The sequence below is a fragment of the Catenulispora rubra genome, from assembly GCF_015356825.1.
In the GTDB taxonomy this organism is placed as follows: Bacteria; Actinomycetota; Actinomycetes; order Streptomycetales; family Catenulisporaceae; genus Catenulispora; species Catenulispora rubra.
The window spans coordinates 1-11,617 of the sequence record NZ_JAACYW010000343.1 but is presented as its reverse complement, the minus strand read 5'-3'; the positions used below and the strand labels follow the sequence as shown (position 1 = coordinate 11,617).

15 protein-coding genes and 2 pseudogenes are annotated in these 11,617 nt (G+C 70.8%); 10 read left to right on the top strand and 7 right to left on the bottom strand.

The features are described 5' to 3' along the window. The 8 genes and pseudogenes from GWK61_RS57745 to GWK61_RS47680 form a co-directional block, all read left to right on the top strand. Positions 1 to 299: pseudogene (locus GWK61_RS57745) on the top strand (DNA polymerase III subunit gamma and tau); the annotation flags it as partial. A gap of 441 nt (positions 300 to 740) precedes the next feature. Then, positions 741 to 1,067 (top strand): YbaB/EbfC family nucleoid-associated protein, encoded by a 327-nt coding sequence (locus GWK61_RS47710; protein ID WP_194919900.1) that lies wholly within the window; start codon positions 741 to 743, stop codon positions 1,065 to 1,067. Between the two features lie 20 nt (positions 1,068 to 1,087). After that, positions 1,088 to 1,687 (top strand): recombination mediator RecR, encoded by a 600-nt coding sequence (gene recR, locus GWK61_RS47705; RefSeq protein WP_194919895.1) that lies wholly within the window; start codon positions 1,088 to 1,090, stop codon positions 1,685 to 1,687. Then, positions 1,680 to 2,216 (top strand): DUF5063 domain-containing protein, encoded by a 537-nt coding sequence (locus GWK61_RS47700; RefSeq protein WP_194898099.1) that lies wholly within the window; start codon positions 1,680 to 1,682, stop codon positions 2,214 to 2,216. The genes recR and GWK61_RS47700 overlap by 8 nt, the downstream gene beginning before the upstream one ends. Positions 2,217 to 2,421: 205 nt before the next feature. Beyond that, on the top strand, positions 2,422 to 3,708 hold the full coding sequence (locus GWK61_RS47695) for an aspartate kinase (RefSeq protein WP_194919893.1): 1,287 nt from the start codon (positions 2,422 to 2,424) through the stop codon (positions 3,706 to 3,708). Further along, on the top strand, positions 3,705 to 4,766 hold the full coding sequence (locus GWK61_RS47690; RefSeq protein ID WP_194919884.1) for an aspartate-semialdehyde dehydrogenase: 1,062 nt from the start codon (positions 3,705 to 3,707) through the stop codon (positions 4,764 to 4,766). Before GWK61_RS47695 ends, GWK61_RS47690 begins: the two co-directional genes overlap by 4 nt. Positions 4,767 to 4,916: 150 nt before the next feature. Further along, positions 4,917 to 5,435, top strand: a complete 519-nt coding sequence (locus GWK61_RS47685) for a SigE family RNA polymerase sigma factor (protein ID WP_194919873.1) — start codon at positions 4,917 to 4,919, stop codon at positions 5,433 to 5,435. Continuing rightward, entirely contained in the window at positions 5,432 to 6,604 is a 1,173-nt protein-coding gene (locus GWK61_RS47680) for a DUF4232 domain-containing protein (protein WP_194919871.1), read from the top strand. Before GWK61_RS47685 ends, GWK61_RS47680 begins: the two co-directional genes overlap by 4 nt. Here the strand turns inward: GWK61_RS47680 and GWK61_RS59035 are convergent. The 5 genes and pseudogenes from GWK61_RS59035 to GWK61_RS47660 form a co-directional block, all read right to left on the bottom strand. Then, positions 6,591 to 6,866 carry a YchJ family protein gene (locus tag GWK61_RS59035; RefSeq protein ID WP_267254561.1) on the bottom strand — a complete coding sequence of 92 codons (276 nt, stop codon included), beginning with the start codon at positions 6,864 to 6,866 and terminating at the stop codon, positions 6,591 to 6,593. The two genes, GWK61_RS47680 and GWK61_RS59035, sit on opposite strands and share 14 nt — an antisense overlap. Positions 6,867 to 6,908: 42 nt before the next feature. Beyond that, positions 6,909 to 7,004, bottom strand: a pseudogene (locus tag GWK61_RS60230) (SEC-C metal-binding domain-containing protein); the annotation flags it as partial. Next, on the bottom strand, positions 6,994 to 7,218 hold the full coding sequence (locus GWK61_RS47670; RefSeq protein ID WP_194919866.1) for a DUF2277 domain-containing protein: 225 nt from the start codon (positions 7,216 to 7,218) through the stop codon (positions 6,994 to 6,996). The gene GWK61_RS47670 and the pseudogene GWK61_RS60230, both read right to left, overlap by 11 nt. A 9-nt stretch (positions 7,219 to 7,227) precedes the next feature. Then, complete coding sequence (locus tag GWK61_RS47665; protein ID WP_194919864.1) at positions 7,228 to 8,247, bottom strand: M56 family metallopeptidase; 1,020 nt, start codon at positions 8,245 to 8,247, stop codon at positions 7,228 to 7,230. Next, positions 8,244 to 8,603: a BlaI/MecI/CopY family transcriptional regulator gene (locus GWK61_RS47660; protein WP_194919862.1), complete on the bottom strand. Its 360-nt coding sequence runs from the start codon at positions 8,601 to 8,603 to the stop codon at positions 8,244 to 8,246. Before GWK61_RS47660 ends, GWK61_RS47665 begins: the two co-directional genes overlap by 4 nt. A 173-nt stretch (positions 8,604 to 8,776) precedes the next feature. Here GWK61_RS47660 and GWK61_RS47655 point away from each other — a divergent pair, with 173 nt between their 5' ends. Then, a complete protein-coding gene (locus GWK61_RS47655; protein WP_194919859.1) occupies positions 8,777 to 9,478 on the top strand; it encodes a phosphatase PAP2 family protein in 702 nt (233 codons plus the stop codon). Positions 9,479 to 9,539: 61 nt separating this feature from the next. On the opposite strand, the gene GWK61_RS47650 is transcribed toward GWK61_RS47655, so the two are convergent. Further along, the gene (locus GWK61_RS47650; protein WP_194919857.1) at positions 9,540 to 10,319 is read right to left on the bottom strand and encodes an MBL fold metallo-hydrolase; all 780 of its coding nucleotides are present in this window, start codon (positions 10,317 to 10,319) and stop codon (positions 9,540 to 9,542) included. 124 nt (positions 10,320 to 10,443) lie between these two features. Further along, positions 10,444 to 10,896, bottom strand: a complete 453-nt coding sequence (locus GWK61_RS47645; RefSeq protein WP_194919855.1) for a GatB/YqeY domain-containing protein — start codon at positions 10,894 to 10,896, stop codon at positions 10,444 to 10,446. Between the two features lie 87 nt (positions 10,897 to 10,983). Here GWK61_RS47645 and GWK61_RS47640 point away from each other — a divergent pair. Then, positions 10,984 to 11,617: metallophosphoesterase (locus GWK61_RS47640; RefSeq protein ID WP_228564144.1), on the top strand; the 634-nt coding region annotated here is incomplete at its 3' end.

Genomic DNA, 11,617 nt, shown 5'->3' with positions numbered 1-11,617 from the left:
CCCCGGCGCAGCCGACGCCGCCCCCGCAGCGGGAGCCCGAGCCGCCGCGTGCCGCCCCGGCCCCGAGCCCGGCCGCGCCGCCTCAGCAGCAGGCGCAGCAACAGCCACAGCAACCGCCGACTCCGTCCCCGGCACCGACGGCACCCGCACCGCCGCCCCCGATGCCCGTCACCCCGGCGGTGCGCCCCGAAGACGACGTCGTCTCGGACGACGACGAGGTCCTGGCCGAGGACAACGCCTCAGCCCACGAACTCGTCGTCCGCGAGCTCGGCGCGCAGCGGCTGGACGGCGAGGACTGATCGGCTGGGACCGATCGACGGGTACTGATCGGCGAAGCGATCTTCAGCGGCGCCCCGGCGAACCTCAACAACCAGGGCGAACCTCAGCGCGGAGCAGCGGGATCGGCCCCGGTCCCGGACCAGGTTCGACCGTGAGCGACCGCGGTGGATCATCGCCCGACGATGCTCACCGAGAGTCACCGAGCCGTGAACCGGAGGTCCGGAACCCGCGCCGTCCGCCGACCGTTCTCCAGCGGTAGCCGGCCGGGGCGTCCCACGTCACCCGGGCCGACCCGGGCCGTTCTCGACCGGGACACGCGGTATTGGCCGCCTTGGTCCCGGAGCGCGTATGGTCGAGTACGACTTCACATAGCGGCGGAAACAGCGGCAGGAACAGGAGCACGCACAGTGGCTTTCCCGGATGCGACCGGGCCCGGTGGCGGGCTGCCGGACTTCGGCGGCATGGACCTGCAGGGCATGCTCGGCCAGGCCATGCAGATGCAGCAGCGCATGGTCGAGGCGCAGCAGGAGCTGGAGAACACGATCGTCTCCGGCAGCGCCGGCGGCGGCCTGGTGACCGCGAAGGTGACCGGGACCGGGGAGCTGGTCGGCCTGGACATCAAGCCCGAGGCCGCCGACCCCGAGGACACCGAGACCCTGGCCGACCTGGTGATCGCCGCGGTGCGCGACGCGCGCGCGGCCGCCGACAAACTGGCCGCCGACACGATGGGCCCGCTGGCCGGTGGCGGGATGCCCGACCTGGGCAACCTCGGCAACCTGTTCGGCTGAGGCGAGTCGGGGATTCTGCCATGTACGAGGGTGTGGTCCAGGACCTTATCGACGAGCTCGGCCAGCTCCCCAACATCGGGCCCAAGTCGGCGCAGCGCATCGCCTTCCACCTGCTGCAGGCCGATCCGGCCGACGTGCGGCGGCTGGCCGACGTGCTGGTCCGGGCCAAGGAGCAGGTGCGCTTCTGTGTGATCTGCTTCAACGTCGCCGAGCAGCAGGAGTGCAAGATCTGCCGCGATCAGCGGCGCGACCCCGCCAGCCTGTGCGTGGTGGAGGAGTCCAAGGACGTCGTCGCGGTCGAGAAGACCCGCGAGTTCCGGGGCCGGTACCACGTGCTGGGCGGGGCCATCTCGCCGATCGACGGCGTGGGTCCGGACGACCTGCGGGTCAAGGAGCTGCTCAAGCGGCTGGCCGACGGCCGTGTCACCGAGGTGATCCTGGCCACCGACCCGAACCTGGAGGGGGAGGCCACCGCCACGTACCTGGCGCGGCTGATCAAGCCCCTGGGTCTGCGGGTGACCCGGCTGGCATCAGGCCTGCCGGTGGGTGGGGATCTGGAATACGCCGACGAGGTCACCCTCGGCCGGGCGTTCGAGGGGAGAAGGCAGCTCGATGTCTGAACCGATGACCTCCGACGACTTGTCGGACTTCGCGATCGAGATCCACGACCAGGTCACCTCCTTCCTGCTTTCGGTACGCGCGGTGGCCCGGGGCGACGCCCCCGAGAGCAGCGTGCCGATCCTGCTCCTGGAGACCTCGCAGCTGCTGCTGGCCGGCGGGCGCCTGGGCGCCATCCGGGACGTGGTGCCCGACGAGCGCTTCGAGACCGACGCCGGACCCGACCCGGACCTGGACGAGCTGCGCGAGAAGCTGAACGCGCTGCTGAAGCCGGTGAACACCTACAAGGAGGTGTTCGACCCGCTGGCCCCGAAGTCCGAGATCGAGACCCGCCGCATCTCCGACGACCTGGCCCTGGTCTGCGCCGATCTGGCGCACGGCCTGGCGCACTACAAGGCCGAGCGGGTCACCGAGGCGCTGTGGTGGTGGCAGTTCTCCTACCTGTCCAGCTGGGGCCCGGCGGCCTCGGCCGTGCAGCGGGCGCTGCTGTCGGTGGTGGCCCGGTCCCGCCTCGGCGCGACCACGGGCTGAGCACCGGGCGTCCGCCAGCTGAGGCACCGGCTGGGGAGCCGGTCGTCATGATCACCGGGATTGGCCGCCTGACCTGCGCCAGGCGGCGGTCCCACATGGTGAGAGCTCAGGGTCGTCTCAGCGACCCCGACTAGACTCGAAGGCGGCGGGCCGTCTACGGGCGGCCCTTTGCACCGCACACCGCCTCACCCGAGGGAGACACCGCGTGGGCCTCATCGTCCAGAAGTACGGAGGCAGCTCCGTTGCCGACGCCGAGAGCATCAAGCGTGTCGCCAAACGCATCATGGAGACGCGGCGGGCCGGACACGAGGTGTGCGTCGTGGTGTCCGCCATGGGCGACACCACCGATGAGCTGATCGACCTGGCCAAGCAGGTCGCGCCGATCCTGGAGGGCCGCGAGTACGACATGCTGCTCACCGCCGGCGAGCGCATCTCGATGTCGCTGGTGGCGATGGCCATCAACTCCATGGGCGGGGACGCGCGCAGCTTCACCGGTTCGCAGGCCGGCGTGATCACCGACCAGTCGTTCAACAAGGCCCGCATCACCTCGGTGACCCCGGGCCGGCTGCGCGCGGCGCTGGACGAGGGCGCGATCACCATCGTGGCCGGCTTCCAGGGCGTCTCGGAGACCACCAAGGACATCACCACGCTGGGCCGCGGCGGCTCGGACACCACGGCGGTGGCGCTGGCCGCCGCGCTGGGCGCCGACGTCTGCGAGATCTACACCGACGTGGACGGGGTGTTCTCGGCCGACCCGCGGCTGGTGCCCAAGGCCCGCAAGCTGAACCGGGTCGCCTACGAGGAGATGCTGGAGCTCGCCGCGTCCGGTGCGAAGATCCTGCACCTGCGCAGCGTGGAGTACGCGCGCCGGTTCAACGTCCCGATCCATGTCCGCAGTTCGTTCTCACAGCACGAGGGCACCTGGGTCCGCGCAAGAGCTGTGTCCGATCCGAATGCAGGAGGAGCCACCGTGGAGCAAGCCATCATCGCCGGAGTCGCCCACGACACCAGCGAGGCGAAAGTCACGGTCGTCGGCGTGCCCGACAAGCCGGGCGTGGCCGCCCAGATCTTCCGCACCATCGCCGACGCCGAGCTCAACATCGACATGGTGGTGCAGAACATCTCAGCCGCGGCGACCGGCCGGACCGACATCTCCTTCACGCTGCCCGTGGCCGACGGCCGCAAGGCGATCACCGCGCTGCAGAAGGTGCAGCCCGCGATCGCCTTCGAGGCGCTGCTGTTCGACGACCAGATCGCCAAGGTGTCGCTGGTCGGCGCGGGCATGAAGTCGCACCCCGGGGTGACCGCGGTGTTCTTCGAGGCCCTGTCCGACGTCGGCGTGAACGCCGAGATGATCTCGACCTCGGAGATCCGCATCTCCGTGGTCTGCCGCGCCGACGTCGTCAAGGACGCCGTCGCCGCGCTGCACACCGCTTTCGGCCTGGATGCCGACAGCGAGGAAGCCGTGGTTTACGGAGGCACCGGCCGATGACTGTTAAGAAGCCCACCCTGGCGGTCGTGGGGGCGACCGGAGCGGTCGGCACCGTGATGCTCGACCTGCTGTCCACCCGCGAGGACGTCTGGGGCGAGATCCGTTTGATCGCCTCGCCGCGCAGCGCCGGCCGCAAGCTCGCCTGCCGCGGCGAGCAGCTGGAGGTCGTGGCGCTGTCGGAGGAGGCCTTCGAGGGCGTCGACGTGGCGATGTTCGACGTGCCCGACGAGGTGTCGGCGCACTGGGCCCCGATCGCGGCGGCCAAGGGCGCGGTGGCCGTGGACAACTCCGGCGCGTTCCGGATGGACCCGGAGGTGCCGCTGGTGGTGCCGGAGGTGAACGCCTCCGCCGCGCGCAACCGGCCCAAGGGCATCATCGCCAACCCGAACTGCACGACGCTGTCGATGATCGTGGTGCTCGGCGCGCTGCACCAGCGCTACGGCCTGGCCTCGGTCGTGGCCGCGTCCTACCAGGCCGCCTCGGGAGCCGGGCAGCCCGGCATCGACACGCTGCGCGCGCAGATGGAGAAGGTGTCCGGCACCAACCTCGGCACGCACCCGGGCGACCTGCGCGGCGTGGTCGGCGACCTCGGCCCGTTCCCGGCGCCGCTGGCGCTGAACGTGGTGCCGTGGGCCGGCTCGCTGAAGGAGGACGGCTGGTCCTCCGAGGAGCTGAAGATCCGCAACGAGTCGCGCAAGATCCTGGGCCTGCCGGACCTGCGGGTCTCGGCGACCTGTGTCCGCGTCCCGGTGGTCACCACGCACTCGGTCTCCGTGCACGCCAGCTTCGAGGACGAGGTCACCGTGGCCGGCGCGCACGAGATACTGCGGGCCGCGCCCGGCGTCGTGGTGCTCGACGACCCGGCGGCCGGGGAGTTCCCGACCCCGGCGGACGTGGTCGGCACCGACCCGACGTGGGTGGGCCGGATCCGGCGCTCGCTGGACGACCCGAAGTCGCTGGAGCTGTTCGTCTGCGGCGACAACCTGCGCAAGGGCGCCGCGCTGAACACCGCGCAGATCGCCGAGGTCGTCGCGGCGGAGCTGACCGGAAGGGTCTAAGGGTTCTGATCACCCGGTCACTTCGGGTAGGAATAGAGGTATGTGCCTGTCAGAACACCCTCGTAGACGGTACAACTCTACGGGGGTGTTCTGTGTCTAACGTTTGTGACCGCTGGAGTGTTGACGTCGCCGTTGCGTACGGGTGGGGCAGTGGTGTCGTCTGACCGAGAAGCCGGCGACGTCACTGTCGACCTGCTCACGGAGACGTATCGCGACCATTACGGCTCGCTGCTGAAACTGGCCGCGCTCCTGCTGGACGATCTCGCCTCGTGCGAGGACGTCGTGCAGGAGGCCTTCATCCGGGTGCACAGTGCGCGCTCGCGGGTGCGGGACGCGGACAAGGTCCTGGCTTATCTGCGCCAGACCGTCGTGAACCTCTCGCGCTCGGCCTTGCGTCGGCGGCTGGTCGGTATGCGGCTCGCGCCCAAGCCGATGCCGGACATGCCCAGCGCCGAGGAGGGCGCGTACGAACTGCTCGAGAAGGACGCGCTGATCCAGGCCCTGCGGGGCATCCAGCGGCGCCAGCGCGAGGTGCTGGTGCTCCGCTATTTCTCTGATCTGACCGAGGCGCAGGTCGCCGACCTGCTCGGGATCTCGATCGGATCGGTCAAGGCTTACGGGTCTCGGGGGATCGAGGCCCTTCGGGTACGGATGGAGGCGTTCCGGTGAGCGCGCCACATGAGGACGATATGGCGCCGCAGCCGCCGGACGGGGACGGGGACGCGGACGCGGAGCGGAGCGAGCGTTTCGCTGATCGGCACCGGGATCCGGAGTCGCCGGAGGACGGCCTGGACGGCCTCGACGCGCTCGGTGCCGTGCTGCGGGAACGGTTCCACCAGGCGGTCTCCACTCTGGAACCGGCGCCCGGGACGCTGGACTATCTGCGGCGCGCGGTTCCAGCGCGTCGGCGCCGGCGCAACGCGGCCCTGGCGGCCACGGCCGTCTCGGTCTTCGCGGTGAGCGCCGGGGCGACGCTGGCCGCGCGCGGTTCCTTCGACTCCGGGCCCTCGCGGGCCAACGGGACCGCCATCGGCAACCTGATGACCACGGCGACGAACGACGCGCCCGGCGGCGGTTCCGGCCACGGCCCGGCCACGCCCGGCGGCCAGGACATGAGCTCCGGCGGCGTGGTCGGCACCGAGGCGCCGTCCTCGATCGCTTCGGCGCCGGGGAACTCCAAGCCCTCGTCGGCCACGCCGTCGCCGGCGACCACGGCGACCGGGAGCCCGTTGGCCCCGTTGTGTCAGAACTCTTCGCTGTCGTCGGTGGCCGCGACCCAGAGCGCCGCGGCCGGGGGCGCGATCTACGAAACCTTTGTGGGGACGGCGAAATCGGCCTGCACCTTGCAGGGGATGCCGGGCCTGACGGTGCTCGGGGTCGGCGGCCAGTCGGCGAAGATCCCGGTGTACAAGGCGGATCAGACCGCCGCGCCGCTGCTGCCTGCGGTCCCGGTCGGCCAGGAACTAGTGCTGCAGGCCGGCGATCGGTTCGAGTTCCAGCTCGCTTGGGTTCCCACGACCTGTCCCACGAGTCCCCCGCCGACGACTCCGCCATCCACGGTGCCGCCGAGCAGCGGCAGTCCGACGACGACCGCGAGCCCGTCCGGTCCGACGCCGTCGGGGCCGACCACCTCGGCGTCGAGCCAGCCGACGCCGTCCGGGTCCGCGTCGTCCTCCGCGCCGGCGTTCTCGGCCTACTCGGTGGCGTACTCGGTGTACGGGTCGCAGGTGGTGCAGAGCGTCAGTTTCCAGGCTGCCTGCGGGGCGTCCGTCTACGTCACGTCCTACTTCCAGGCGCCGGGGCAGAAGCGCATGATCCAGCCCACTACAGCGCGTTGAGGTAGACCCAGTTCCCGTCCTCGCGGACGAAGGAGCTGTTCTCGCGCATGGAGCCGGGACGGCCCGCGTCCGTGTAGCGCGCGATGAATTCGACGGAGCCGTCGGTGTGGAAAGTCGTGCCACCGGTGGTGCCGACGATCTCCAGGCTGGTCCAGCGGAGCTTCGGCTCGAAGTAGATGAACGCAGGGCGCGTCGAGGAGTGGTGGGACTTCAACAGGTACGCCGCGTCCTCTATGACGAAGGCGCTATAGCGGGAGCGCATAAGGTGCTCCGCTGTAGAGGCTGTCGCTTGTCCGGAGTGCAGCGGGCCACAGCAGTCGGTGTACAGCTTTCCGGTTCCGCAGGGGCACGCAGTGGGAATCGCCTTAGCGTTTCCGCCGCGGCGGTCTTTACGCGGCACTCGGCGCCTGCTTACGGACTTCGAGGTGGTCCAGGAGGTCCTGCGTCGCGGCGGCCACAGCCGCCACGGCCTGCTCGAAGGCCTCGGTGTTGGCCTTGCTCGGTGCACGGAAGCCGCTGATCTTGCGGACGTACTGGAGCGCTGCGGCCCGGACGTCCTCTGCGGTGGCCTCGTCTACAAACGGCTCACGGAGAGTCTTAATCGATCGGCACATGACTTCAGGCTAATCCCGGCCGCCGACGGTCGGGGTGGTTCGGACCGCCATGCCGAGGTCGGCGATCATGACGTGCGTGTGCTCCACGCTGTGCTGGTGCGCGTTGTGCCAGGCGTCGCGAGCGGTGTCGAAGAAGGCCTCGGTTTCGCGCGCGGAGTCGATGGAAGCCCAGACGGTCGCCGCTATAGCGATTCCCAACAGTGCGGCCAGCGTGCGGCGGCGCGGAGGGGGAGGCGCCATGAGCGCGCGGACGCGTTTGCCCACATGCGCCTGCGCCATCGCCGGGACGGTGCGCGGGAGGTTCGACAGCGCGGCACGCCCGAGCGCGCGGGCCAGGACCTCCCGATCGCCGACCGCGATCGCGGCGTCCTCGTCGGCCCAGCGCTCCGTGGCCTCGGTGACCGCGTCGGGCAGCCGCCACAACAGCGGGTTCGCGACGGCGGCGAGGTTGGTCAGCAGCAGGTAGAGGTGGTGCCGCCGGCGCAGGTGGGCCTGCTCGTGGGCGAACATGGCCCGCCGCTGGTCCTCGGTGAGGGTGCGCAGCAGCGAGTCGGTCGCGACGATGCGGGTCGGGATCGCGGCGTGGCCCGGCAGGGACGGGATCCCCGGCACGGCGAAGGCCTGGGCGCGCGGGTCCTGGATCACGGCGATGCTGGCCGGATGGGCCGAGAAGGCTTTGGCCAGGCGATAGGTGCGGGCGGACTCGTGCCACAGCCGGATGCCGGCGCGGATCGCGAAGGGGACCAGGGCCAGGAGCGCGAGGCCCGCGACGGCGCCGGCCAGCGTGCTCACCGGGCCGTCCTTGAGGACCGCGTCCGAGAGCCGGCCTTCGGCGGCGATCTCGGGGACCCGCAGGACCGCGATGCCGGTCAGCAGCGCCAGCGAGGCCAGCGACGTCAGGGCGGTGACCAGGGCCGCGGCGGTGAGCAGGACGGTGGCGACCGCCGGCGGCAGGCGGCGGCCGAGGGTGGGGCCCGCGGCGCCGAGCGCGAGGGCGGCCAGCAGGGGGAGGTAGACGTTGACGCTCATGGAGAGTCCCCCAGCAACTCGCGGATCATCGCGGCGTCGTCGGGGGAGATCTCGCCGAGAAATTTCGAGAGCACGGCGGGGCGGTCGTTGCTGCCTTCCAGCGCGGCGCGCATGGCTTCCGCGGCGAGGTCGGCCTGCTCCACGACTGGCGTGTAGGCGTAGGCCTTACCTTCGCGGACCCGGGTGAGCATCTTCTTGTCGTGGAGCCGGTCCAGGATCGTCTTCACCGTGGTGTAGGCCAGGCCGCCGCCCACCTGCTCCTGGACCGCGGCCGGGGTCAGGGGGCCGCCCGCCGCCCACAGCGCGGCCAGCACTTCTTGTTCGAGTGCTCCGGAGGGTCTGCGTCCGGTGGCCATCAGGCGGTCTCCTCACACGTCCGGCTCCGCGGGTGCGGTGTCGTCCGCATAGATGCTACAGCTTGTAGTAGATTGCTGGACGGGAACGTCTCGTTCACCGGGAGTTCACCGGTTCCACCAGTTTCATCCGCACGGCCCATGAACCGCATCCCCCGATCGTAGGAGTATCCGCGATGCCGAAGGTACGCCACTGGTTGGCGATCCCGCTGGCCCTGTTCGCCGCCGCCCTGGCGCTGGGGCTGGTCGCCGCGCACACCTCGCTGACGCGGAGTACCGAGCTGTCGTGGAACTCACATCTCCAGCAGCTGCGGACCGGCTGGCTGAACCGGGTGATGCTGGACCTGGCGGACCTCGCCTCGCCGGTCGGGGGACTGGTGATCCTGGCTCTGATCACGCTGTTCTTCCTGTGGCGGCGCAATCCGGTGCAGGCCGCCGCCACGTTCCTGGTGATCGCGGTCGGCTGGAACAGCTCGGAGATCGCGAAGCTCATCGTGGCCCGGCACCGGCCGCCGGCGGTGTACTCGCTGGCGCCGGAGACCGGGTCGAACTCGTTCCCGTCCGGGCACACCGCGTTCGCCTTCTCGCTCGCCGTCGCGCTGTGCCTGCTGGCGGCGCGGACTCGGTGGTTCGGTCTCGCGGTCGCGCTCGCGACGGTGTGGACGCTGCTGATCGGTTTCGACCGGCTGTACATCGGCGCGCACTACCCCCTCGACGTGCTCGGGTCGATCCTGGTCAGTTCCGCGGCGATCATCTTCCTCACCGGTCTGTGGCACGGCTGGATCGCGCCCAACCTGTACCGGGTGCCGCTGCTGGACAGGTTCGGGCCGGTCCCGGGGCCGGTGGCCGTCCCCGAGACCGCTTCGGTCGCCGGCTAGGACGTCGTCGGCCGGATCCTTCTGCTGCGCAGAACCTGCTCCCAAGCTGCTCCCAAGTTGCTCAGAACCCGGCGGACTCGCCGGGCTTGAGCAGCCGCAGCCGGTCGCTCAGGCCGGCCGCGGCGAATGCCTGCTGGAGCTGTTCGCCGCCCTCGCTGAAGTGCGCCCACTGCTCGAAGTGCAGCGGGACCACCGCTCCGGCCTGCAGGATCCCGGCAGCCTCGGCGGCTTCGGCGCTGGTCAGCGTCAGGTAGGCGAAGTCCAGCAGCGGGGTGCGGGCCCCGCCGGCGAACAGCAGGGCCACGTCGACCGGGGCGTAGCGGGCGGCGATCTCGCGGACCCGGTTCAGGGAGGCGTTGTCGCCGCTGATGTAGACGGTCGGCAGGTCCTCGCCGGTCAGGACGAAGCCGGTGACCTCGCCGACCACCGGCTCGCTGCCTTCCGGGCCGTGCAGCGCCGGGACCCCGGTGACCAGGGCGGTGCCGCCGCCGGGGCGGTCGAACTCCTGGCTCACCCAGTTCGGCAGGCCCAGCACCGCGCCGCCCAGGCGGTCCTCGGCCGAGCGGGTGCTCAGGACCAGGCGGGCGGTGTCGACGTAGTCGCGCCCGGCGTCGTCGAGGTTGTCAGGGTGCTGGTCGTGAGACAGCAGGACGACGTCCACGGCGCCGACCTCGTCGGCGGTCAGGGCGGGCCCGGCGGTCTTGGTCAGGACGCGCGTCCCGATCGGGTGATCGCCGGGCGGGTCGAAGGTCGGGTCCACAAGGATCGAGACGCCGCCATAGTCGAGCAGGGCCGAAGGGCCGCCGAGGTAGCGGACCGTGAAGGTCTCCGGATTCGCCATGGATCAACATTACGGCCGAACGCGCGAGGGCGGACATGGCAGCGGCGTCGATCGACGTGCTTTGCGATCGACGCCGCGTCCAACGTGACGGCCCTGCGGTAGGGAGCTTCAGCTCCGATATGCCTTACGCCAGCGCGGACTTCACCGCGGCGGCGACCCGGCCGCCCTCGGCCCGTCCGGCGATCTTCGGGTTCAGCGCCTTCATCACCAGGCCCATGCCCTTGGGACCCTCGGCGCCGGTCTCGGCGATGGCCTCGGCCACCAGCGTGGTCAGCTCCTCGTCGCTGAGCTGCGCCGGCAGGTAGCGGGCCAGGACCTCGCCCTCGGCCTTCTCCCGGGCGGCCTGCTCGGGGCGGCCGCCGTTCTCGAAGGCGTCCGCGGCCTCGCGGCGCTTCTTCGCCTCCCGGGTGAGGACCTGGACGACCTCGGCGTCGGACAGCTCGCGCGCCACCTTGCCGGCCACCTCCTCGTTGCCGACGGCGGTCAGGGCCATCCGCAGGGTGGCGGTCACCAACTCGTCGCGGCTCTTCATAGCGGCGGTGAGATCGGTGCGGAGCGTTTCCTTCAGCGCGGTCATGATCATCCCTTCTGGCTGCCACACCAGTGTGTCACCAACTCCCCCGGTCCGGCCGCGAGATTTCCTCCGAGGCCGATAATGGAATCCATGCGGAAGCTCGTGACAGTCCCGGTGTCCCTCCTCGGCGCGGCAGCAGCAGGGCTCGCCTACGCCCACAAGGTCGAGCCCAACCTCTTCCGGCTGCGCCGCTACGAGGTCCCGGTGCTCCCGCGCGGGGTCCGGCCGTTCCGGATCCTGCAGGTCTCGGACATCCACATGATCCCCGAGCAGTACCGCAAGGTCCGCTGGCTGCGCTCGCTGGCCGCCCTGGAGCCGGACTTCGTGGTGAACACCGGCGACAACCTGTCCCACCCGGACGGCGTCGGCTCGGTCCTGGACGCCCTGGAGCCGCTGATGGAGCTGCCCGGCGCCTTCGTCATGGGCTCCAACGACTACCTGGCGGCCAAGCCCCTGAACCCGACGAAGTACCTGCGCGGCGGCGACCCGAGCAAGCGCACCCGCGGCCAGGGCCCGGCGAACGACTGGCAGAAGATCCGCGACGGCTTCACCAAGGCCGGCTGGCTGGACCTGACCAACCGTACCGACCGCCTGACCCTCCCCGGCGCGGCGGGCCCAGTCGTGGGCCTGGTAGGCGTCGACGACCCGCACATCCGCCGCGACGACTACGCCACGGCCTCCGCCGGCCTCACCACCGCCACCGAAGAGGAACCCACCTCCGGAG

Bases quoted from the DNA above. Each gene is read 5' to 3' on its own strand.
- GWK61_RS47670 (WP_194919866.1), bottom strand. From the start codon at position 7,218: ATGTGCCGATCGATTAAGACTCTCCGTGAGCCGTTTGTAGACGAGGCC.
- GWK61_RS47665 (WP_194919864.1), bottom strand. From the start codon at position 8,247: ATGAGCGTCAACGTCTACCTCCCCCTGCTGGCCGCCCTCGCGCTCGGC.
- recR (WP_194919895.1), top strand. From the start codon at position 1,088: ATGTACGAGGGTGTGGTCCAGGACCTTATCGACGAGCTCGGCCAGCTC.
- GWK61_RS47690 (WP_194919884.1), top strand. From the start codon at position 3,705: ATGACTGTTAAGAAGCCCACCCTGGCGGTCGTGGGGGCGACCGGAGCG.
- GWK61_RS47710 (WP_194919900.1), top strand. From the start codon at position 741: ATGGACCTGCAGGGCATGCTCGGCCAGGCCATGCAGATGCAGCAGCGC.
- GWK61_RS47650 (WP_194919857.1), bottom strand. From the start codon at position 10,319: ATGGCGAATCCGGAGACCTTCACGGTCCGCTACCTCGGCGGCCCTTCG.
- GWK61_RS59035 (WP_267254561.1), bottom strand. From the start codon at position 6,866: ATGCGCTCCCGCTATAGCGCCTTCGTCATAGAGGACGCGGCGTACCTG.
- GWK61_RS47660 (WP_194919862.1), bottom strand. From the start codon at position 8,603: ATGGCCACCGGACGCAGACCCTCCGGAGCACTCGAACAAGAAGTGCTG.
- GWK61_RS47700 (WP_194898099.1), top strand. From the start codon at position 1,680: ATGTCTGAACCGATGACCTCCGACGACTTGTCGGACTTCGCGATCGAG.
- GWK61_RS47645 (WP_194919855.1), bottom strand. From the start codon at position 10,896: ATGACCGCGCTGAAGGAAACGCTCCGCACCGATCTCACCGCCGCTATG.
- GWK61_RS47655 (WP_194919859.1), top strand. From the start codon at position 8,777: ATGCCGAAGGTACGCCACTGGTTGGCGATCCCGCTGGCCCTGTTCGCC.